General features: G+C 69.1%; 20 protein-coding genes. 5 read left to right on the forward strand and 15 right to left on the reverse strand.

Features of this window, described 5'->3' with window-relative positions; all coding sequences use genetic code 11:
- Positions 1-6: 6 nt before the first annotated feature.
- From F4560_RS16085 to F4560_RS16155, 15 genes are all read right to left on the reverse strand, one after another.
- Positions 7-921, reverse strand: coding sequence for a carbohydrate ABC transporter permease (locus F4560_RS16085; protein WP_312869319.1), 915 nt, complete (start codon positions 919-921; stop codon positions 7-9).
- On the reverse strand, positions 918-1,724 hold the full coding sequence (locus F4560_RS16090) for a carbohydrate ABC transporter permease (RefSeq protein WP_246477817.1): 807 nt from the start codon (positions 1,722-1,724) through the stop codon (positions 918-920). Before F4560_RS16090 ends, F4560_RS16085 begins: the two co-directional genes overlap by 4 nt.
- A gap of 141 nt (positions 1,725-1,865) precedes the next feature.
- On the reverse strand, positions 1,866-3,221 hold the full coding sequence (locus tag F4560_RS16095) for an ABC transporter substrate-binding protein (RefSeq protein WP_184920889.1): 1,356 nt from the start codon (positions 3,219-3,221) through the stop codon (positions 1,866-1,868).
- A 47-nt stretch (positions 3,222-3,268) separates the two neighbouring features.
- Positions 3,269-4,357, reverse strand: coding sequence for an enolase C-terminal domain-like protein (locus F4560_RS16100; protein WP_184920890.1), 1,089 nt, complete (start codon positions 4,355-4,357; stop codon positions 3,269-3,271).
- Between the two features lie 312 nt (positions 4,358-4,669).
- Positions 4,670-5,473: a FadR/GntR family transcriptional regulator gene (locus tag F4560_RS16105; protein WP_184920891.1), complete on the reverse strand. Its 804-nt coding sequence runs from the start codon at positions 5,471-5,473 to the stop codon at positions 4,670-4,672.
- A 268-nt stretch (positions 5,474-5,741) separates the two neighbouring features.
- The gene (gene larE / locus F4560_RS16110) at positions 5,742-6,560 is read right to left on the reverse strand and encodes an ATP-dependent sacrificial sulfur transferase LarE (RefSeq protein ID WP_184920893.1); all 819 of its coding nucleotides are present in this window, start codon (positions 6,558-6,560) and stop codon (positions 5,742-5,744) included.
- Positions 6,560-7,708, reverse strand: coding sequence for a nickel pincer cofactor biosynthesis protein LarC (larC, locus tag F4560_RS16115; RefSeq protein ID WP_312869320.1), 1,149 nt, complete (start codon positions 7,706-7,708; stop codon positions 6,560-6,562). The genes larE and larC overlap by 1 nt, the downstream gene beginning before the upstream one ends.
- On the reverse strand, positions 7,705-8,385 hold the full coding sequence (larB, locus tag F4560_RS16120; RefSeq protein WP_221483518.1) for a nickel pincer cofactor biosynthesis protein LarB: 681 nt from the start codon (positions 8,383-8,385) through the stop codon (positions 7,705-7,707). The genes larC and larB overlap by 4 nt, the downstream gene beginning before the upstream one ends.
- A 2-nt stretch (positions 8,386-8,387) precedes the next feature.
- The gene (locus tag F4560_RS16125; protein WP_184920897.1) at positions 8,388-9,524 is read right to left on the reverse strand and encodes a glycerate kinase; all 1,137 of its coding nucleotides are present in this window, start codon (positions 9,522-9,524) and stop codon (positions 8,388-8,390) included.
- On the reverse strand, positions 9,521-10,804 hold the full coding sequence (gene larA / locus F4560_RS16130; RefSeq protein ID WP_184920899.1) for a nickel-dependent lactate racemase: 1,284 nt from the start codon (positions 10,802-10,804) through the stop codon (positions 9,521-9,523). The genes F4560_RS16125 and larA overlap by 4 nt, the downstream gene beginning before the upstream one ends.
- Positions 10,804-11,655 carry an amidohydrolase family protein gene (locus tag F4560_RS16135; protein ID WP_184929172.1) on the reverse strand — a complete coding sequence of 284 codons (852 nt, stop codon included), beginning with the start codon at positions 11,653-11,655 and terminating at the stop codon, positions 10,804-10,806. Before F4560_RS16135 ends, larA begins: the two co-directional genes overlap by 1 nt.
- A gap of 5 nt (positions 11,656-11,660) precedes the next feature.
- Complete coding sequence (locus F4560_RS16140; protein ID WP_184920901.1) at positions 11,661-12,512, reverse strand: fumarylacetoacetate hydrolase family protein; 852 nt, start codon at positions 12,510-12,512, stop codon at positions 11,661-11,663.
- Positions 12,513-12,550: 38 nt separating this feature from the next.
- A complete protein-coding gene (locus F4560_RS16145; RefSeq protein ID WP_184920903.1) occupies positions 12,551-13,534 on the reverse strand; it encodes an aldo/keto reductase in 984 nt (327 codons plus the stop codon).
- 19 nt (positions 13,535-13,553) lie between these two features.
- Positions 13,554-14,306 (reverse strand): SDR family NAD(P)-dependent oxidoreductase, encoded by a 753-nt coding sequence (locus F4560_RS16150; protein WP_184920905.1) that lies wholly within the window; start codon positions 14,304-14,306, stop codon positions 13,554-13,556.
- 138 nt (positions 14,307-14,444) lie between these two features.
- Entirely contained in the window at positions 14,445-15,212 is a 768-nt protein-coding gene (locus F4560_RS16155; RefSeq protein ID WP_184920907.1) for a FadR/GntR family transcriptional regulator, read from the reverse strand.
- 156 nt (positions 15,213-15,368) lie between these two features.
- Between F4560_RS16155 and F4560_RS16160 the strand changes: the two genes are divergently transcribed.
- The 5 genes from F4560_RS16160 to F4560_RS16180 are packed head-to-tail and all read left to right on the forward strand — an operon-like array spanning position 15,369 to position 20,062.
- Entirely contained in the window at positions 15,369-16,640 is a 1,272-nt protein-coding gene (locus tag F4560_RS16160) for an ABC transporter substrate-binding protein (RefSeq protein WP_184920908.1), read from the forward strand.
- 5 nt (positions 16,641-16,645) lie between these two features.
- Complete coding sequence (locus F4560_RS16165) at positions 16,646-17,632, forward strand: carbohydrate ABC transporter permease (protein WP_184920910.1); 987 nt, start codon at positions 16,646-16,648, stop codon at positions 17,630-17,632.
- Positions 17,632-18,459 (forward strand): carbohydrate ABC transporter permease, encoded by an 828-nt coding sequence (locus F4560_RS16170; protein WP_184920912.1) that lies wholly within the window; start codon positions 17,632-17,634, stop codon positions 18,457-18,459. Before F4560_RS16165 ends, F4560_RS16170 begins: the two co-directional genes overlap by 1 nt.
- A 1-nt stretch (position 18,460) precedes the next feature.
- Positions 18,461-19,642: a mandelate racemase/muconate lactonizing enzyme family protein gene (locus F4560_RS16175; RefSeq protein WP_184920914.1), complete on the forward strand. Its 1,182-nt coding sequence runs from the start codon at positions 18,461-18,463 to the stop codon at positions 19,640-19,642.
- 54 nt (positions 19,643-19,696) lie between these two features.
- Positions 19,697-20,062 carry an L-rhamnose mutarotase gene (locus tag F4560_RS16180; protein ID WP_184920916.1) on the forward strand — a complete coding sequence of 122 codons (366 nt, stop codon included), beginning with the start codon at positions 19,697-19,699 and terminating at the stop codon, positions 20,060-20,062.
- The last annotated feature ends 455 nt before the right edge of the window (positions 20,063-20,517 follow it).

The following is a 20,517-nucleotide window of genomic DNA, read 5'->3' on the forward strand; positions in this document are numbered from 1 at the left end:
GAACGGCTACCCCTTCGTCGCCCCGGCTGTCATGCCCGAGACCAGTGCGCGCTGGGAGAAGAGGAAGACGATCAGGACCGGGATGCTGGTGAGCACGGCAGCCAGCGCCAGCTCGGGCCGGAGGATCTCCGAGATGCCGCTCGACGAGTTGAACATCGGAGAGGCGGTCAACAACGTGTTCAGCCCGACTTGGGCGGGATACTGCTCGCTGTCTGGCAGCATCACGAACGGCAGGAAGAAGTTGTTCCAGCTGTGCACGAAGCTGAAGAAGGCGACCAGAGCGACCACCGGCCGGGCCAGGGGCAGCGCGATCCGCCGGAAGACCATCCACTCGCTCGCGCCGTCCATGCGGGCCGCGTCCAGCAGGTCGCCGGAGACGGTGGTGGCGTAGTAGATGTAGGTCAGGTACACCCCGAACGGGAAGAACGAGAGCGGCAGGATGACGCTCAACCGAGAGCCGGCCAGGCCGAGCGCGTCCATCTCGAGGTACAGCGGCAGCACCAGGGTGGCGTTGGGCATCAGCATCACCATCAGGGTGGCCGTCAACAGCACGACCCTCCCTCGAAACCGGGCTGTCGCCAGCGCGTAGCCGGCGGGCACAGCGGTGACCAGCGTGATGGCGAGCGCCGAGAACGAGTACAGCGCCGAATTGCTTACCCAGGTGACGATCGCGTGCGACTGGAAGTCGTACAGGTGCTGCCAGCCGGCCACGAGGTCGTCCAGCGAGCCGAAGGTCAACGGAGCACCGTGCACGATTCCCGCGTCGCTCCGGGTCGGGGCGAGCAGCATCCAGGCGATCGGCAGGGCGAAGAAGCACAGGAAGACGCCGACGACCATCACCCAGGCGACGCGGGCGGCCAGTGACGTGGCTCTTGCCCGGTTCCGGCCGGAGACCCGGCTCGCGATCGACGGATTGGTCACGAGTGGCCCCTCTCGAACAGCCCGGCCTTGAACACGGCGGCTGCGGCGCAGCCGAGGCTCAGCACGAGCAGGACGATCGCGATGGCCGCCGCGCCGTTGAAGTCGGCGGCGACGAACGCGTACTGGTAGCTGAGTTGGTTGGGCGACCAGTCATCGGGCACCTGCCCGAAGCTTGCCGTGCCCACGAGTTGCGGTTCGACGAACAGTTGGGCCCCGCCGGCGAAGGCGAGGATCAACATGTACGCGATCCACTTGCGCAACATCGGGAGCTGTATCCGAAGTGCGATCTGCACAGCGCCGGCCCCGTCGATCCGGGCCGCCTCGATGACCTCGTTCGGGATACCGTTGAGCGCGCCGTACATGATGACGATCCAGCTTCCGGCGCCCGTCCAGAAGGCGATGATCGTGAAGATCACCGGCAGGTTCTCCGGCACCATGACCTGCGCCGCGCTGTTCCAGCCGACTGCCCGCAGCAGCGGACCGATCGGACTCGCGACCGGGTCGAGCAGGATCAGCCAGATCAGAACGCTCGACGCTCCGGCGAAAGCGCCCGGTAGGTAGCAGATGAACCGGACCACCGCGCTCGTCCGCTTCAGTCGGCCGTGCAGCATCAGGGCCAGGGTCACCACCAGCACCATCAGGCTGACGAGCCACAGTGTCACGTAGAGTCCGATGTGGGCGAATGCCGAGCCGAACCGGTAGTCGGCGAACACCCGGGTGAAGTTGCCCAGGCCCACCAACTGCCCGCTGGAGTTGGTCATCGACAGCCACAGGGCATAGGCCACCGGCACCACGCCGAACATCAGCAGGAGAATCGTGTAGCCAGCCACGAAGAAGTAGGCGACACGGCCGGTGCCGACACGCCGTCCGCGAGGCTTCGTCGCCCGGATACCGGGCCGGCTCGCGCCGACCCGCGCCTGGGGAGTTCCGGTCGTAACCATCGATCAGTTGACCTCGTAGCCCAGTGCGGTCGCCTTGTCGACGATCGCCTGCTGCCACACGTCCATCTGCGACGAGACAGACTTGCCGGTGGAGAGCGCCGGCACCATGGTCGAGGCGTAGATCGCCTCCTGGCTGTACAGCGTGCTGACCGCCCACTTGGTCCAGATCCGCGAGGCGGCCTGTTCCAGGACCGGGCCGATGTCGTTGGCGTAGTAGCCGGACGCCTGCTGGGCCGCCAGCCAGTCGGTTGCCGCAGGACCGTAGGCGGGGTAGGTCGCCGCGGTCGCCGTGTATCCGGGATCGGTGGTGACCCAGGTGACGAAGTCGACGGCGGCCTTGAGGTTGCGACTGTGCGAGGAGACGAACCACATCCCCCCGCCGACGGCGCCGGTCCAGGTCTCGGCGTCCGCCGCGAACTTCAGCGGTGCGGCGGCCGCGATCTCTCCCGGAGGGGTGTGGTAGCCGGCGTTGAACAATGCCTGGCCGTACCAGGCGGGCCCCGGCATCATGAGGATCTTGTCGGCCTGCTCCTTGATGAAGCCGGTGTCCCACTTGTTACGGGTGCCCAGCACACCGGCACTCAGCAACGGATCGAGCAGCTGCGCCATCCTTGTGCACTTGGGGTCCTGGAGGTCGACGGTCACCGTCCTGTCCCCGGTGAGAACGCCGGCCGGGCACTGGCTGCCCCAGAAGTAGACGTGCGGCGTAGTCGGGCTTCCCACCTCACCGACCAGGTATCCCGGGTGCTCTTTGCCCACCCGCAGGCCCAGTTGCTGCCACTGCTCCCAGCTCGTGGGGACCTGGTAGCCGAACTGGTCCATGAGCTTCTTGTTGTACCAAAGCACGTTATGGGCCAGATCGTTGCGCAGGCAGTAGACCTTCCCTCCCACCGTGCATTGGTCGAGCGCGCCCTTGACGTACCCGTCGAGCACGGACTTGTCGACCAGCGTGTCGAGTGGAGCGGCGAACGGGGTCGCCCCCGTGGTCGCCCAGGCGAGGTCCTGGACGTTCGGCCAGACGACGTCGGGCCATCCTTCACCGGTACGGTCGAACAGTTCGACCTTGGTCCGCAGCTCGGTGCTTCCGTTCGCGCCGCCGCTGTAGGTGACCGCCTTGATCTTCACCTCCGGGTGAGCCTTGCGGTAGGCGTCGACCGCGGCGGTCCGGGTCGCGTCCACCCACACAGTGATCTCGCTCGACGAATCCTGCGGCGCCGGGCTGAACGGGCCGGCGGCCCGCTGGACGCCGTCCCGGTTGGGGTCGGCGTTCGCGCAGGCGGTGATCAGCGATGCGGCCATCACCACGGCCACCAGCGCACGGGCTCGACGCGAGCCTGGCCTGGTCGACGGGATATCCATTCTTTCTCTCCATATGGTCATGTCGCCGCGGTGATGCGGGCGGTCGGTCACGGGACGCACACGTACTCCGCGAGCGCGGCGGGATAGGCCGGCCCGGGTGCGAGGCCGATCCCGTGGTCGCGGGGCGCCAAGACCGAGCCGTCCGGTTCGACGCCCGATTCCTTGCGTACCGGGTTGGCGGTCACGAGGGACTCGTAGTACGTGGTGTTGGGGATCGCCATGCACAGGTGCCGAGCCGACTGGGTGTTGCCGTGCACCTCGGCGCGCAGCCTGTAGGCGTCCGCCAGATGGGCGATCCGCATCGCACCGGTCATTCCGCCGCGCAGGGCCGCACTCGTCCGGACGTAGGTCGCGCAACCGGAGGCGACGAAGTCGGCCGTGCTCAGATGCGCGCCGGGGATCGTCTCGGCCACGTTGAGCGGCACGCCGACCCGCTCGGCGAGCCACCGATACGCCGTGATGCTGTACTCCCGGATCGGTTCCTCGTACCAGAGGTAGCCACATTCGGTCAGGGCTTCGCCGACGTGCACAGCGTCCGCGAGGTCGAACGCCGCGGAGCCGTCGTACATCAACGGGACGTCCGGACCGACGTGCGCCCGCAGCGCCTGGATCAGCTTGGTATCGCGATCGCGATCGCCCCAGGCGTGCAGCTTGATGGCCGGATAGCCGAGCGCCAAACACTGGTCCGCAACGTCGAGGTACTCCTCGATCGAATCGAAGGTCACGGTCGACGCGTACGCGGGGATGCGCGTGCGGTAGCCGCCGAGCAGTTGCCAGCACGGGGCGCCGTGCACCCGCCCGGCCAGGTCCCACAGCGCTGTGTCGACGACGCCGAGCAGGTGAATGGGCAGATACTCGGTGCGGTCGATGTTCCAGAGGCGCTCCCACAACCACTCGCGCTGCAACGGGTCGGCGCCGACCAGTTCAGGGCGCAGCACGCGGTCGACGAGCTCCCGCAGAACGACGGCGGAGCCCGGCTTGTGCGCGGTCGCCACACCGGTCGCACCCGTGTCGGTGCCGATGCGGATGATGCCGACCTGTCCGCCGGATCCGCCTCGCAACCCGTCACGCCACCGGAAGGGCGGATCCGGAGCGGCGACGTCGGCAGAAAAGGCTTCGACGTGGGTGATGCGCACAGTGACTCCGGTCCGGATGGGCGACACCTACGGACAATGAAGCTGGTACATCTGGTGTGATGTGTGCGACATTATCAGCCACTGACCGAAATGAGTAGGCTCCATTTGGACGCGTCCCAAGCACGATCGACGCCAGGAAGACGCAGATCAGCCCTTTGTCCCGTCGTGCAGAACCAGGGCAAGGCTGGGCATGCGCGGCAACCACTGGACCACAGACCGGATATTAACCAGGTTCATTTGCCTCGGATGGAGCGAGTCTCAGACAAGACCAAGAGGCAGATATCTGCCTGCCGGTCTGCCCCGTGCTTGCGGTCAGGACGACCGGAAGACTCGCCGATCGATCTCCGCCTCGTAACTCACGCGGGTGCGCTCGACGTGCGCCAAGGCCGCGATGCCAGCCTGTTCGGCGTCTCCGCGTCGGACGGCCTCGAAGATCTGACGGTGTTCCGCCAAAGCGGTGGCGACCGGACCACCGCTGAAACCGCCGAACGCCGCCGCCACCACCCGCCGTTGCAGACCCTGAACGGTCGCGATCGAGCCGAGCAAGAACACATTGTGCGCGGCCCTGGCGACCGCACGGTGGAAGGACTCGTCGGCGTCCGCCATCACCCTCGGATCCGCGGCCTCCAGTGATCGGGCATACGCTTCGAGGGCGTCGTCGATGGCAACCAACTCGACCGGCGTGGCCCGCTTCGCGGCCAGGCCGGCCGCAGCCTGTTCCTGCACCCCTCGGAACTCGAACATAGCCATGATGTGGGTGATGTCGGTCGGCACGAACCCGGCCACCGACGACACCGGCACGTCCACCGGATCGGCGACGAAGATGCCCCGCCCGCGTTGCGTGCTGATCCGGCCGGTGGCCGCGAGGGTCTTCAGCGCGTCCTGGGTGATCGTGCGGCTGACACCGAGGATCTCCGCGAACCGCGCCGCGGTGGGTAGCCGGTCACCCGGCCCGAAGCCCTGCTCGGTGATGAACTCCAGGATCCGCTCTGCCGCCCGGGTATAACCCGGCCGGTAGGTGGCGTCCCCATCCGCCTCCGGTACGGAGGTCTCGACCTTGACGTGACCCGTTGCACCCACTGGACGAGTATGACCCATCACATCGTCCGCCCTCATCGCGCCATATCGTCGGCGCCGTGCCGCACCACGCTCGCAGGCGATGCCGACGCCCGACTCGACGCGCCGACCATGACCGGGTCATCGCCGCCCGGAAAGATCAGCAGGGTGTCCCTGTGTCCGAGGTCATCGACCAGGCCAAGGGGGCGTCATGGCCCGACACGGGTGGAACGCCGACCGGGCCCGTCGAGCAACCAGACGCTGTCGGCCCGGCCACCCTGTGCGTCGGATGTGAAGCAGTCCAGACGCCGATCGCGGCGCACTCCGGTCACCGGGTCGGCTCGTGGTTGAGCACCCCGGATTGGAACACCGCCAGTTCGACGCCGTCGAAGCCCGCCGCCAGCACGACCTCGGTCAGCGCCGGCGCGATTTCCGGCCGGTCGGCCAGGTGCGGGTCGATTTCGACTCGGGCGGTGTCATCCAGGTCGCGGACGCGGAGGTCTCGGGTTGGTGTGCCGGCGTCGGCGAGCCAGGTGCGGACGGCGACCTCTGCGCGTTCGACCCTGGCCAGGCGGGCGGGGGTGATGGTGACCCCGTAGCGCACTCTGCTGGCGAGGCAGGGCATGGCTGGTTTGTCCCATGTGGACAGGTTCCAGAGTTGGCTTACCTCACGGACGTCGGTCTTGGTCAGTCCGAGGTCGCGTAGTGGTGTGCGGACGCCGATTTCGTCGCCGGCGCGGATGCCGGGGCGGAAGGGGTCGTGTGCGTCGTCGGCGTTGACGCCGGTCGCCACCGCGGGCAGGCCGTGGTCGCGTGCGGTCTTCGTGATGGTGTCCAGCACGGTGGACTTGCAGAAGTAGCAGCGGTCGCGGCCGTTGGCGGCGTATGCGGGGTTGTCCAGTTCCGTGGTCGTGGGCGTCAGGTGGCGGACGCCGAGGTGGGCGGCGAACTCGGTGGCGTGGGTGAGTTCGGCGGTGGCGAGGCTGGCGGAGTCGGCGGTGACGGCGAGCACCGCGTCGGGGCCGAGGGCGCGTGCGGCGGCGGCGAGCACGAGCGCGGAGTCGACGCCGCCGGAGAAGGCCACGGCGACCGGGCCGATCTCGGTGAGGTGCGCGACGAGCCGGGCGGCGGCGGTGTTGGTGTCCATCAGTGCTCCTCGGGGCTTTCGGCGGCGATGGCGAGCACGGTGCGCAGGGGCAGGCCGGTCTGTCGGGCGACGGTGACGGCGTCGTCGTATTCGGGTTTGCCGTGGTGTGGTCCGTGTTTGCGGCGTATCGGCAGGCCGTGGACGTGGACGGTGTCGGTGGTTCGGGGCAGCGCGGTGCGTCGCACGCTGGTCCGCCGCACGCCGAGCGAGCCGGTCTCGGCGAGCATCCGCCGTTCGATGTCGTCCGCGGTCTCGGGCGTCGCCAACGCGTGCAGCACGTGCGCGGGCCTGCCCTTTTTCATCGTGGCGGGGATGGTCCAGCTGTCCAGTGCGCCGGAGTCGAGCAGGTGGGCGACGACGTAGCCGAGGACCTCGCCGGTGACGTCGTCCAGGTTCGTCTCCAGCACCACCAGGTCACGCACGTCCGCTGTTTCCCGGTCGCCGAGCCGGACGACGGCCACGTTGGGCCGGTCGAACAGGGTCCTGGTGCCGACGCCGTAGCCGGTGGACGCCATGCGCATTTCCGGCGGCGGGCCGTAGTCGGCGCCGATCGCGCGCAGCAGTGCCGCGGCGGTCGGCGTCACGGTCTCCCCCGACAGGCTCGTGCCGACGACGCGTGCGCCGTGCAGCAGCGCCGAGGTGGCCGGGGCCGGACAGGGCAGCACGCCGTGGGCCGTGCGGACCGATCCGGCGCCGATCGGCAACGCTTCGCAGTGCACGGTTCGCACGTCCAGGGCGTGCAGCGCGGCGGCCACGCCGACGATGTCCACGAGGGTGTCGTGGCCGCCGAGTTCGTGCAGGTGCACCCGGTCGGGGTCTTCGCCGTGCAGACGGCCCTCGACGTCGGCGATCGCTTGCAGCGCGGCGACCGCGGTGTCCGCCACCGCCCGATCCCGCACGCGGCCGGCCATGGCGATCAGCTCTCCCGCACTGCGGCTCGTGGCGTCGTCGGTCACCGTCACGACGGCCCGGCTGCCGGTGAGTCCGTGGGTGAGAACCGAAGTGACGGTGAGGTCCCAGCCGGTCAGTCCGGTGTCGGCCACGGCCGCGCGGATAGCGTCCAGCGGTGCGCCGGCGTCGACCAGCGCGGCCAGCAGCATGTCGCCGGCCAGCCCGGTGAACGGCGAGATGACGCAGACGCGGCTCACGGCGTCCGTCCGGCCACGCGGGCGAGCCGGAACGCGGCCATCGCGGCACCGAAGCCCGAGTCGATGTTCACCACCGTGATCCCGGCGGCGCAGGACGCGTGCATCGCCAACAAGGCGGTGATGCCCTCGAGACTCGCGCCGTAGCCGGTCGAGGTGGGCACGGCGACCACCGGGCAGTCGACCAGACCACCGACCGCACTCGCCAAAGCGCCCTCCATCCCCGCCACGACGATCACGGTGTCCGCCGCCCGCAAGCGGTCCTGCTCGGCCAGCAGCCGGTGCAGACCCGCCACACCCACATCGGTGACAGTCGTGACACCGAGCCCTACAGCGGTGGCAACGGCAGCAGCCTCACGCGCCACGGGCAGGTCCGCCGTGCCCGCCGCAGCCACCACCACGCCGAACCCGGTCGGCGCGGCCGGACGCCACACCAACAAACGGGCCACGCTGTCGTACGAGCCGCCAGGCACCGCAGCCAGCACGGACGCCGCCGCATCGGACTCCACGCGCGTGGCCAGCACCGGGCCGTCGTTGTGCCGCAGCAGGGTACGCACGATCGCAACGATCTGGTCAGGTGTCTTCCCGCTGCCGTAGACCACCTCGGGCAACCCCTGCCGTGCTTCACGATCGACATCCACCCTGGCGAACCCGAGATCGACCGCGTCCGGTCCGGCCATGTTCATCGTCCTTCCGCGCCGACGATGGGTGCTTGCGTGACGAGTTCGCGCCCGATCGCCGTGAGCAGCGCGGGAGCCTGTCGCATCGCGGTGTCGACGTCGCCGGTGCGCTCCAGCAGCGACCAGGCGGCGACCACACCGACGTCGCGCAGCCGTTCGGCGGAGAGCCGCACGTCGCCCGCGACCACCACGACCGGCACCCCGTGCCGCCGTGCCGCCTCGGCCACCCCGATCGGCGCCTTGCCCCGCAGGCTCTGCTCGTCGAACCGACCCTCCCCCACCACAACCAGCGAAGCCTCCCGCAACGCGTCCTCGACACCGATCTCACGCAGCACGAAGTCAGCCCCGGACGCCCGCCGCGCATCGAGCGCGGCCAACGCCGCGAATCCGATGCCACCGGCCGCACCCGCACCCGGTTTCCCGCTCACGTCCCGCCCGACCTCCGCCGCCATCACCGCCGCGAACCGGCAGAGCCCTCGCTCCAACACCTCCACGTCCCCCGCCGTCGCACCCTTTTGCGGCGCGAACACCACGGCGGCACCGTTCGGCCCGATCAGCGGATTGTCCACATCGGACGCCAACGTCACCCGCGCGAGCGCCAACCTCGGGTCCAGCCCCGACAGGTCCACGCACGCCGCGCCGACCAACGCCTCGCCGCCAGGTCCGACCGGCTCACCCGAGGCACCGGTGATGCGCGCGCCCAAAGCACGCAGCAGACCCGCACCCCCATCCGTCGTGGCACTACCGCCCACGGCGAGAACGAGATCGCGACAGCCGCGGTCCAGCGCGGCACGGATCAGCTCACCGGTGCCGAAGGTGTCCGCCGTCAACGGCGCCAACCGGCCACCGGGCAGCACGTCCAACCCGCTGGCCTGCGCCATCTCGATCACCGCACGTTCACCGCGCACGGCTAACGCGGCCCGCACCGGTTCCCCCGTCGGACCGGAGACCTCGACCCGCACCTCGTCGTAGCCGGCACGCACCAACGCCGCCACGGTGCCCTCGCCGCCATCGGCGACGGGCATCGCCACCGCCCGACCGCCCGCGTCCGTTATGCCCTCGCTTACCGCCGAACAAGCCCGCTCAGCGGTGAGCGAACCCCGGAACTTGTCCAGGCACACCAGGACCGTCCCGTTCACCGAAGGGTCCCCTCCACATAGGGGATGGTCTGTGGCCCTTCGGGCAGGACACACAGCCGGGCATCCGGCCCAGCCGCCGCGAGAGCCTCCGCCACCGTCGCCGAAACGTCCGCGGTCTGCTCCAGATGCGCGGTGGCCAACTCGGCGTCGCTAAGATGGGAGGTGTGCATGACGACCCGGCACTCGGCCTGGATACGCGCCTGGATCTGCACCTGCCACTGATCGGGCACCGTCACCTCACGGGCGGAGATCTCAGCGAACAACGCCGCCGGCGAATCAGCGGACGCCAACACCTCGCGGTACGACCCGTGGTCGGGGAAGCCGTCGCGGCACTCGGCCGCGCACACGATCACCCCACCCGGCTTCACCACCTGGTAAGCGGCCGACATGCCCTTCACCGCCTGGTAGAGGTTCTGGTCCAGCGGATAGCCGGAGTTCGTGGTCACCACCACGTCGAACAACCACGGCACGGGCCTCATCGCCACCTCACGCGCGGTACGCACCGCCGCCGCGTGCATGCCAAGCAGGTCACCGCCGAACGCGGCGACCACCTGCTTGTCCTGGTCCAGCACCACGTCGAACCCGAACGTCACCCCCGTGGCAGCCGCGATCGCACGCACGTCGTCGTGCACCGGATTGCCCTCCACGATCCCCCACGCCGCCCGCGGATCACCGATCCGGCGCGCGTCGTGCAGCACGAGCACCGTCTCCAACGCCGCCAGACCCGGCGCGACCAACTTCGGCCCACCCGAGAACCCCGCGAAGAAATGCGGCTCCACGAAACCGGTCGTGATGCACACATCCGCGTCAACCCACTCGCTGTTGAGCCACACCGGCACACCCGCGCCGAACTCCCCCATCCACGTCAGGCTGCTCCGATCGCGGGCGTCGTGGTTGACGATCCGCACCGAATCGACCACCTCGTCACCGAACATCCGACGCAACTCAGCCCCCGAGTTACCCCGATGCGTCCCGGTAGCCACCAACACCACGACGTCGGCCAGATCGACCAGACCGTCCAGTTCCTCCAAGATCGCCGGGATCATCAACTCCCGAGGCTGCGGACGCGTCCCGTCACACGCCGAGATCGCCACCGTCTGACCACGACGCACACGATCCCGCAACGGCGGCCCGGCAACCGGCGCGCGCAACGCCCGACGCAGGATCTCCCGGGGTGCTTCGGTGGCCCGGTGGTGCCGGGGCGTCACCACCGTGGTCAACGCCGGATCAACCCGCAGATCCAACCCCGTCTCGCCGTAAGCCAGCCGCACCGTGTCCATCAGTCCGTCCCCAACCCGTAGACACGAGCAGCCGTGCCACCGAAGACCAAGTCGCGCTCAGCGGTCGTCAGGCTTTCGGTCGTCTGCTCGGCGGTGTCGATGACCTGCTCGTAGGAGGCGGCAAGCAGGCAGACCGGCCAATCAGAGCCGACCATGAGCCGATCCGGACCGAACGCCTCCAGCGCCACGTCGACATACGGCCGCAGATCCGCCACGGTCCACCGCACCCAATCCGCCTCGGTCACCAGACCGGACAGCTTCGCGACCACGTTCGGTTCGTCGGCCAGCTCGGACAGGTGGGTCGCCCACGGCTCGACGGTCCGACCCGCGATGTCCGGCTTGGACAAGTGATCCAGCACGAACACCAGATCCGGCACCGCCCGCACCACTTCCAGCGCGACCGTCAGTTGATGCGGCCGGGTCAACAAGTCATAGACAAGACCGGCATCACGCACCGCACGCAACCCGGCCACCACGTCGGCACGTGTCAACCACTCCGGGTCCGGCTCGGCCTGCACCAAATGCCGGATGCCGACCAGCCGCTCACCGCCGGGTCCGGAGCGGAGCCGGTCCAACTGCTCGGCGACGTCGGGCGCGGTCAGATCCACCCACCCCACGACACCCGCGATCAGGTCGGATCCCGCTGCCAACGCGAGGAACTCCACCGTCTCCTCAAGGTTGGCGAGGACCTGGACCAGGACCGTGGCGTCCACCCCGGACGGCCCGGTCACCAGACGCAGGTCCGCCTCGTCGAAGTCACGTCGGATCGGCGCCATGTGCCACCCGTCGAGCCAGTCCTCATGCCGGGGGGCGAGGTTCCAGAGGTGGTGGTGGGCGTCGATCCGGTGCATCGTGGTCACGCTTGCCCGATCCGGTGCCGCTGCACGCCCAAGCGGTCGACGGCGACCTCGACCGTGTCACCTTCACGCAGGTAGCCGAAGTCGTTGGCGCCGAGCGCCACGCCCGCGGGTGTGCCGGTGTTCACCACGTCACCGGGCTCCAGCACCATGAACTGGCTGAGGTACCAGATGATGTGGTGCACGCCGAACAGCATGTTCGCCGTGTTGCCGTCCTGCCGCGGCTGTCCGTTGACGCTCAGCCTCAACCTCAGTGCCTGCGGGTCGCCCACCTCGTCGGCGGTGACCAGCCACGGCCCCAACGGGTTGAACGTCTCGCAGGACTTGCCCTTGGTCCACTGGCCGCCCCGGTGGAGCTGGAAGTCGCGTTCGCTGACGTCGTCGGAGATCGCATAGCCCGCGATCACCGCCGCCGCGTCCTGCGGGCTGTCCAGGTAGCGCGCGGTGCCGCCCAGCACGACGGCCAGCTCCACCTCGTAGTCGGTGCTCACGCTTGTCCTGGGCACCAGCACGGTGTCGTCAGGTCCGACGATCGTGTTGGTGGCCTTCATGAACACCACCGGCTCGGCCGGTGGTTCCGCCCGGGTTTCGGCCGCGTGGTCAGAGTAGTTGAGGCCGATGCACACCAGGGCACCCGGGCGGGAGACCGGCGCGCCGATCCGCATTCCCGTGATGTCCATCGCCGGCAGGTCACCGCCGGTGAGGGCGTCGCGCACCCGCGACACACCGCCGTCGGCCAGGAAGTCACCGCCGATCCCACTCGTGATGGGCCGTAGGTCACGCGCGTGACCGGACTCGTCCAGCACCACGGGAACCTCGGATCCGGGGTCGCCCACTCGCAACAGTCGCATTGTCGTTCCTCATTCGTTCGAGTCTTGTCTGTTCCTGATCACGGAGTCGGCACGTCGGCCGCGAGCAGTCCTTCGTCGCGCAGTTCTGCCCACAGCCCAGGGGGAGGTGGCGCGGCGAGCGCCGCGACGTTCACGCGGATCTCGGCTTCGGTACGGGCTCCGACGACCGCGCCGGTTACCGCCGGGTGTCCGAAGGGAAACCACAGCGCCGCGGTCGGCAGTGTCGTGCCGTGCCGTGCGCAGACCGCGGCGATCCGCCGAGCGCGGTCGATCACGTCCTCCGGCGCCGCCCGATAGTCATGCGTGGCGTCGTCCGGCACCTCGTGGCGGGCCAGCAGGCCGGAGTTGAACACCCCGGCGGCGACGACGTCCACCCCGCGCTTCGCGCACAGCGGCAGGAACTCGGCCAACGCGGGCTGTTCCAGCAACGTGTAGCGGCCCGCGAGCATGACGACGTCCACATCGGACTCGCGCACGAACCGCGCGGGCAGCTGCCACTGGTTCATGCCGACACCGACCGCGCTGATCACTCCCTGCTCGCGCAGCTCCACCAGCGCGGGCACCGCTTCACCCACCGCTTGTTCCCAGTGGTCGTCCGGGTCGTGCAGGTAGACCACGTCCACCCGGTCGAGCCCGAGGCGTTCCAACGAGGACTCCAGGCTCCTCAGCACGCCGGCCGCGCTGAAGTCCCACACTCGGCGGCAAGATGTCGTGACGGCGAAGCCCTCCGTGTCCCGCCGCTCTCCGGCCGGATCGGGCACCAGCAACCGTCCCACCTTGGTGGACAGCGTGAACTCCGAGCGCGGGCGGCCCGCCAGGGCGGCCCCGAGACGGCGTTCGGAGAGTCCCAGCCCGTAGTGCGGAGCGGTGTCGAAGGTCCGGACGCCGGCCTCCCACGCGGCGTCGACCACCGCGCGGGACTGGCTGTCGGTCACCTCGGTGTAGAGGTTGCCCAGCGCGGCGGCTCCGTACCCCAGCCTGGACACGGGGTTCTTGTCGCGGGCGGTCCGTTCGGCGGCCATCGTTGTTCGATCCACGGCGTCAGGCGCCCGGACGCAACCGGAGGCCGTCCATGCCGCCGTCGACGGCGAGCACCGTCCCGGTGGTCGAGCCCGACAGGGGGCTCGCGAGGAACGCGATCGCCGCGGCGATCTCCTCCGCGCGGACCAGTCGGCCGTGCGGTTGCCTGGCCTCCAGCGCCGCGCGCTCGGCCACGGGGTCCGGTGCCGAGTCGAGCAGCCTCCGCACCCACGGGGTGTCCGCGGTGCCGGGGGCGACGGCGTTCACCCGGACACCCTCACGGATGTGGTCGGCGGCGAGCGCGCGGGTCAGCGCGTGCACCGCGCCCTTGCTCGCCGTGTAGACCGCCCGCTGCGGCAGGCCCGCGGTCCCCGCGATCGAGCCGGTGTTCACGATGGCGGCGGCGCGCGAGTTGCGGAGGTGGGGAAGGCAGGTGCGGGCGACCCTGGCCATCCCGAACACGTTGACGTCGAACACCCTGAGCCACTCGTCGTCGGTGGCGGCGGTGACGTCGCCCTGTGCCCCGATCCCCGCGTTGTTCACCACCACGTCGAGGCCGCCGAACTGCTCGACGACCGCCTCCACGGCGTCGCGGACGCTCTGGTCGTCCGTGACGTCCGTGCGCACGAACAACATGTCGCCGGGGAGGTCACTCGCCGCCAAGTCGAGCACGGCGACCCGCGCACCGCGGTGGGACAGCAGTTCGGCCGTGCTCCGGCCGATCCCCGAGCCACCACCGGTGACCAGTGCCACCAGTCCGTCGAAGTCACCCATGGTCGATCGCTCCATTCGTTCACGTGCGTGACGGTGTGATCCACTAACCCGGATCTGGCGTATTCATCGCAGGCTTCGCGGGCACCTGGCCGGCGAAGTCGTACGCCAACCGGTGCTCGGCATCAACGCTGCCGGGGCCTAACGTTCCAGGCGGCCGGGGTCTCCGGCGTCGCTACGACGCACCAGCCACGCCTCGGTGATGTGGGTGAACATGGCTTCGGCGGCGCCGGTCGGGTCGTGTGCCGCGATCCGCTCGTAGATGTGGCGGTGCCCTTGGTTGGAGGCCACGCAAAGGTCGCGTTCGCTTCTGCCCATGTAGCGGGCGGTGTTGATGACCTGGCTCTCCAGGGATCGCACGACGCCACGGGCGATCCGGTTGCCCGACGCCTGCATGATCGTGTCGTGGAAGATCCCGTCCTGCTTGCGATAAGCGACCGGGTCGTCCACAAGTTGGTCCATGAGGTCCACGAGAGCACCCAGCCGGTCGACGGTGTCCTGCTCGGCGGCACGGGCGGCGACCTGGGCCATGTCCGACTCGAGCAGCCGGCGGGTGACCACCAGGTCGTCCAGGACGCTCAGGGTCTCGTCCTGGGCGATGACGGCCCCGAGGACGAGTTCGTCGAGCATGTTCCACATCGACGGCGGGGTGACCACCGTGCCCGCGCCCTGCCGGACCTGGACCAGCCCCTTGGCCTGGAGTGCCTTCACCGCTTCCCGGATGACGGTCCGGCTCACCGAGAACATCTCGCACAGCGCGGGCTCGGGCGGCAACGACGTCCCCGAGGGGTGAACGCCGCGCGCGATGCGTTCCACGAGCTCGACTGCGACCGCGGTGGCCAGGTTCGCCGGCCGACGCACCCAGTTCGGGGTGGTGGGCGCGCTCGCACTCGGTTGCTGTGCCGCCATCGTTCCCTCCGGTTGCGCCCGAGACCACGCGCCTCGGACGTGGATCAGCATAGCAAAAAGGACGCGTTGACGTCAGACGTCATACGAGTTACCTTTTTCGCACTTCGTCGGGCCCTTCCGTCGCCCGGCCACCGTCTGAAGAAGAAGTGAGCAGCGATGAAGCAGCGCACACTATGGTCTGCTGCCCTGGTCGTGGGGTTGACGTTGACCGCCGGTTGCGGCAGCGCCGCAGGACCGAATTCCCAGTCCGGAGACTCGGGCAACAAGCTTGTGGTCTGGGACTGGAAGTCCGGTGACGAGAACGCGGCCCGCTACGTGGAGAAGGCCAAGGCCGATTTCGCCAAGAAGCACTCCGACATCGAGGTCGAGTTCGTAGCCCAACCGTTCGACCAGTACTACACCTTGCTCGGCGCGGCGATCCAGGCCGGCAAGGGGCCCGACGTCATCCTCTTCAACGGCGGCGGCCAGATCCGCGACAGGGTCGACGCGCTGGCCCCACTGGACACCTACATCGCCGAGGACAAGCAGCGGCTGGCCGGCTGGGACGCGTTCACCAAGGACGGGAAAGCCTACGCGGCACCGGTCACCCTCCAGGGCCATCCCTTGTACTACAACAAGGCGCTCTACGAGACGGCCGGGCTGGACCAGGACTCTCCGGCCAAGACCTGGGACGACTTCGTCAAGGACTGCGGCGTCATCACCGAGAAGACCGGCGCGAAGTGCTTGGCGCTGGGCAACAAGGAGGGCATCGGCATCCAGTTCTTCCTGTCGGCCTTCGGATCGGCGACCCTGACCCCGCAGGAGTACGACGACTGGATCGCCGGGAAGCGGAACTGGTCCTCGCCGGACGTGAAGCGGATCTTCGAGCTCTGGAAGCAGGCGAACGACGCCGGTCTGAACACCGACGGCGCCAACTCCACCGCGATGTTCAACGACGCGTTCGCGGCGTTCCAGTCCACCAAGGCCGCGAACGTCATCGGTCTGATGTCCGATGTCGGGCACTGGAAGGACTTCACCGAGTTCCTCGGTTCGGACACGGTCGGCGTCATGGACGCGCCCCTGGTCAACCCCGCGGCGACGCCGAGCCTCCCGTACGACGGCGGGATCGGTTACGGGGTCGCGAAGTGGACCAAGGACCCGGAGGTCGCCGCAGACCTGGTGCGGTCCCTGACCTCCACCGACGCCCTGAGCGCCTTCTACGCCGATGGTGGCGCGATCGCGTCCGACACCACGATCGACCTCTCCTCGGGCGGCCCGGCCGTCCAGACGATCGTCTCGGAGGTCAAGACCGGCAAGCCCGCCCTGCACGTCGCGCTGCCGTCCAAGACGGTCGACCTGATGGGGCGGCTCTCGCAGCAGCTGCTCAGCGGCTCGATCACCGTGGACGAGGTCGTCGCGCAGTTGGCCGCTTCCGACAAGACGGGCTGATCAGCGTGACCGGACGTTCTCCGTCCCCGGTCGGCCCGGCTTCGGCCGGGCCGACCGGGGGTGCCACCATCACCGCCCCGCCACGCCGACCGCAACCGGCCCGGCCGTCGCCACCGCGCAACCGCCGCGGGCCGGGGGCCGAGCGCCTGGCCCCGTTCGTCCTGCTGGCCCCGGCTGTGCTGATCATCGTCGTGCTGCGGCTGTGGCCGCTGCTGCTCGGCGTCAACTTCTCCTTCACCGGTGACGGCGACCGCAACGGCATGTGGGTCGGTCTGGCCAACTACCTGACCTTGCTGGACGATCCGCTGTTCCGCACCGCGCTGCGCAACGTGGGCCTGCTCGTGCTGCTGCTCCCGGTGGCGGTGGCGATCCCCGGACTGCTCGCCACGTTCATCTACCTGAAGGTGCCCGGGAACCGGTTCTACCGGGCCGTCTACTTCTTCCCGGCCGTGCTCTCCCCGGTAATCGTCGGGGCGATCTTCAACCTGCTGCTCGCCTACGACGGCCCGCTCAACGCGGCCCTCGGCGCGGTGGGCCTCGGCCCGGTGGACTGGCTCGGCGATCCCGACGTGGCGATCTTCGCTGTTGTCGGCGTGCACATCTGGGCGACGTTCGGCATGGCGCTGGTCGTCTTCCTCGCCGGGTTCTCCACCCTCGACCCCTCGCTGCTGGACGCCGCCAAGGTCGACGGCGCGACGCTGCCGCAAACCATCCGGCACGTGATCATCCCGAGCCTGTCCCGCACCATCCAGTTCGTCTTCGTGACCACCATGATCGGCATGCTGACGTCGATGTTCGGTCTGCTGTTCGTGATGACCGGCGGCGGACCCGAGGGCTCCACCTACCTGCCCGAGTACTACATCTGGGTCCAACAAGGACAGTTCAACCAGCCCGCGCTCGCGTCCGCGGCGTCGACCGCGCTGTTCCTGATCATGCTCGTCGTAGGGTTGGCCCAGATCGCCGTCCTGCGCCGCGCGGGCAAGGAGGAATGATGTCCGGCACACGGTTGGCGAAGTGGGTCGTCGCCGTCCCGATGGCCGCGCTCGCGCTGGCCACGATCTACCCGCTGGTCTTCACCACCAACGTCGCCATGAAGACCCGGCGCGAGTACATCCTCGACCGGTTCTCGCTGTCCGACTCGCTGCACTGGGACAACATCGTCAAGGCGTGGACGAGCGTCGGAATGTCCCGGTACTTCCTGAACTCGGTGATCGTCGTGGCGTGCTCGGTCGCGCTGCTGTTGCTGCTCGGGTCGATGGCCGGCTTCGCACTCGCCCGGCTGCGCTTCCGCGGCTCGTCCACCCTCTTCCTGGGCATCCTCGCCGCGCTGTTCGTCCCGTTCCAGGTGATCATGGTTCCGCTGGCGCGAATCATGGGCGACACCGGCCTCATCGACACCTACCCGGGGCTCGTCCTCGCCTATGTGGCGCAGTTCCTCCCGTTCACGATCTTCCTGATGACCAGTTTCTACTCGACCGTGCCGCCGGAGATCGTCGACGCCGCGCGCATCGACGGCAACACCGTGTACGGGGTCTACTGGCGGATCATGCTCCCGATGGGTACGCCGGCGCTGTTGTCGGTCGGTGTGCTCAACGCCCTGTTCTGCTGGAACGACGTGCTCATCTCCCTGCTCATGATGCCGTCTTCTGAGAACCGCACGCTCATGGTCGGTGTCACCTCGTTGCGCGGTCAGTACTCCGACGACATCCCGACGTTCGCCTCCGGCGTGTTGATCGCCGCGGTGCCCGTCCTGCTCGTCTACCTGTTCCTGCAACGCCAGATCGCCGACGGCGTCACCGCCGGGGCCACGAAGGGCTGACATGCGCATCACCGGTTACCGGACCCTCACCACGGTCCAGGACTGGGGCCGGCCGGTCGGCGACGCCAACGGCGTCTTCGCCGACGGCCTCATCCGGGTTCCGTTCGTCGTCGTCGAGACCGACGAGGGCATCACCGGCGTCGGGCTCGGACCACACGTGGAGATCGACTCGGTCTTCGCCGCTTTGGAGGGCGAAGACCCTCGCGGTGTCACGTCCCTCTACGACAGGATGCTGCGCCAGGTGTTCAAGGCGGGCCACGCGGGCGCGGTGTTCGGCACCATCGGCGCCCTCGACACCGCGCTGTGGGACATCAAGGCGCAGATCGCCGGCGAACCGCTGTGGCGACTGCTCGGCGGACGCGACCGCCGCGTACCCGCCTACGCCTCGGGGCTGGACATCGCGTTGGACGACGACGACCTCGTTGCGCTGTACCAGACCTACGCCGACCGCGGACTACGCTCGGCGAAGCTCAAGGGCGGCCTCGACGTCGAGCGCGACCGGCACCGTCTCACCCTGGTCCGCGACGTCCTCACCGACGCCGGCCACGGGACACGACCGGGCCTGATGCTCGACGTCAACGAGACCTGGACGCGCAAGCAGGCCGTCCGCCACGTCAGCGAACTCGAGCGAACCGTGGACCTGACCTGGATCGAGGAGCCCGTCCGGCGGTGGGACGCGCAAGGCCACGCGGTCGTCAGCAGTGGCGTGCGCGCGTCGGTCGCGACCGGGGAGAACCTCACCGGGCTCGAACAGTTCCGCCCGCTCATCGCGGCCGGAGCGGTCGACGTCGTGCAGACGGCCGCGGTCTGGGGCATCACCCACTTCCTGCGGGTGTCCGCCCTCGCACATGCCCACGAGCTTCCGGTCAGCCCCATCGGCACCACACCGGTCGGCCTGTTGCACGCCGCGACCTCGGTGCCCAACCACCTGGTCAGTGAGCTGCAAGACCTCCGGCCACCGCTGGGGGTCTCCGTCGACCACCACGTCGAGGACGGCGCGTACCTCCTCGGCGACCGCCCCGGCCTGGGCATCCGCCTCGACGAAGAGGCGATCGCCGCGGCCCACCGTCGACTCCCCGATCCGAGGTCCGGCGGCACCCACATCCGACCGGAACGCGCCGGACACCGCCTGCACCCCGTCGAGGCGGGCAGCGAACAGAAGAGCCCCGCTCTCAACGCGTGAACCCAATGCCTGCCCGGCCGCGCGGCCGGGCAGGCAGGCCCCGAGGAGACGGAAATGGACCGCCCACAGCGCTACGGCATGGTGATCCGGCTACGCCCGGACCGACGCGAGGAATACCTGCGGCTGCACGCCGCGGTGTGGCCCTCCGTCGAGCGGATGCTGCTCGACGCCAACATCCGCAACTTCAGCATTTTCCTGCACGACGACCTGCTCTTCGGCTACTACGAGTACATCGGCGACGACCACGACGCCGACCAGGCCCGCATCGCCGCCGACTCCGAGACGCAGCGCTGGTGGGCCTTGACCGAACCTTGCCAGGAGTCCTTGGACGCACCCGACTCCGGCGGCGCCGGGTGGGCGCCAATGCGGGAGATCTGGCACCTGACCGGACAACCAGGCGGGGGTCCGTCCGCCAGTTGACCGATCTGGGGCACGACCGGCAGTCCGGGGCGCTCGATCCGCGGTGGACGCAGAACTTCGTCCGGGACGGAAGTACGAGCAAGCCGGATTCGTCGTCTGCAGAAGGCAGCCGCCCCTGCTGGTGAAGTCTGCACCGAATAGGAAGGGCGCGGTACCCGGCGCAACGCCGGGTACCGCGCCCTTTCCGCTGCTCCGTCGGGGTCGCGCGCCACCGAAGGTCATCCGTGCTGGGGAGGATTTCACCGCGTGGACTCCGTCCTGGCCGCCATCGTGCTCGTGCCCCTGACCGAGGATTCAGGCTCGGTGCACAACTACAGGAGCTGCCGGCTTCACCCGTACAGGAACGTCGTGCCGGTCCTGTCGCCGAGAGCCGCTGCTGCGGTCGTGATCGACAAGGTCGAGCCCTACGGGACCTACCAGCCGCGGCACACGGATTCGGGGCCAGGCACTGTGGC

The sequence above is a fragment of the Saccharothrix ecbatanensis genome (genome assembly GCF_014205015.1).
Classification (GTDB): Bacteria; Actinomycetota; Actinomycetes; order Mycobacteriales; family Pseudonocardiaceae; genus Actinosynnema; species Actinosynnema ecbatanense.

What these genes read in the sequence shown, in the direction of transcription:
- F4560_RS16090 (WP_246477817.1), bottom strand. Translation starts at nt 1,724, where the DNA reads ATGTTCGGCGTGGTGCCGGTGGCCTATGCCCTGTGGCTGTCGATGACC.
- F4560_RS16095 (WP_184920889.1), bottom strand. Translation starts at nt 3,221, where the DNA reads ATGGATATCCCGTCGACCAGGCCAGGCTCGCGTCGAGCCCGTGCGCTG.
- F4560_RS16105 (WP_184920891.1), bottom strand. Translation starts at nt 5,473, where the DNA reads ATGAGGGCGGACGATGTGATGGGTCATACTCGTCCAGTGGGTGCAACG.
- larE (WP_184920893.1), bottom strand. Translation starts at nt 6,560, where the DNA reads ATGGACACCAACACCGCCGCCGCCCGGCTCGTCGCGCACCTCACCGAG.
- larB (WP_221483518.1), bottom strand. Translation starts at nt 8,385, where the DNA reads ATGGCCGGACCGGACGCGGTCGATCTCGGGTTCGCCAGGGTGGATGTC.
- larA (WP_184920899.1), bottom strand. Translation starts at nt 10,804, where the DNA reads ATGGACACGGTGCGGCTGGCTTACGGCGAGACGGGGTTGGATCTGCGG.
- F4560_RS16135 (WP_184929172.1), bottom strand. Translation starts at nt 11,655, where the DNA reads ATGCACCGGATCGACGCCCACCACCACCTCTGGAACCTCGCCCCCCGG.
- F4560_RS16140 (WP_184920901.1), bottom strand. Translation starts at nt 12,512, where the DNA reads ATGCGACTGTTGCGAGTGGGCGACCCCGGATCCGAGGTTCCCGTGGTG.
- F4560_RS16145 (WP_184920903.1), bottom strand. Translation starts at nt 13,534, where the DNA reads ATGGCCGCCGAACGGACCGCCCGCGACAAGAACCCCGTGTCCAGGCTG.
- F4560_RS16150 (WP_184920905.1), bottom strand. Translation starts at nt 14,306, where the DNA reads ATGGGTGACTTCGACGGACTGGTGGCACTGGTCACCGGTGGTGGCTCG.
- F4560_RS16155 (WP_184920907.1), bottom strand. Translation starts at nt 15,212, where the DNA reads ATGGCGGCACAGCAACCGAGTGCGAGCGCGCCCACCACCCCGAACTGG.
- F4560_RS16160 (WP_184920908.1), top strand. Translation starts at nt 15,369, where the DNA reads ATGAAGCAGCGCACACTATGGTCTGCTGCCCTGGTCGTGGGGTTGACG.
- F4560_RS16170 (WP_184920912.1), top strand. Translation starts at nt 17,632, where the DNA reads ATGTCCGGCACACGGTTGGCGAAGTGGGTCGTCGCCGTCCCGATGGCC.
- F4560_RS16175 (WP_184920914.1), top strand. Translation starts at nt 18,461, where the DNA reads ATGCGCATCACCGGTTACCGGACCCTCACCACGGTCCAGGACTGGGGC.
- F4560_RS16180 (WP_184920916.1), top strand. Translation starts at nt 19,697, where the DNA reads ATGGACCGCCCACAGCGCTACGGCATGGTGATCCGGCTACGCCCGGAC.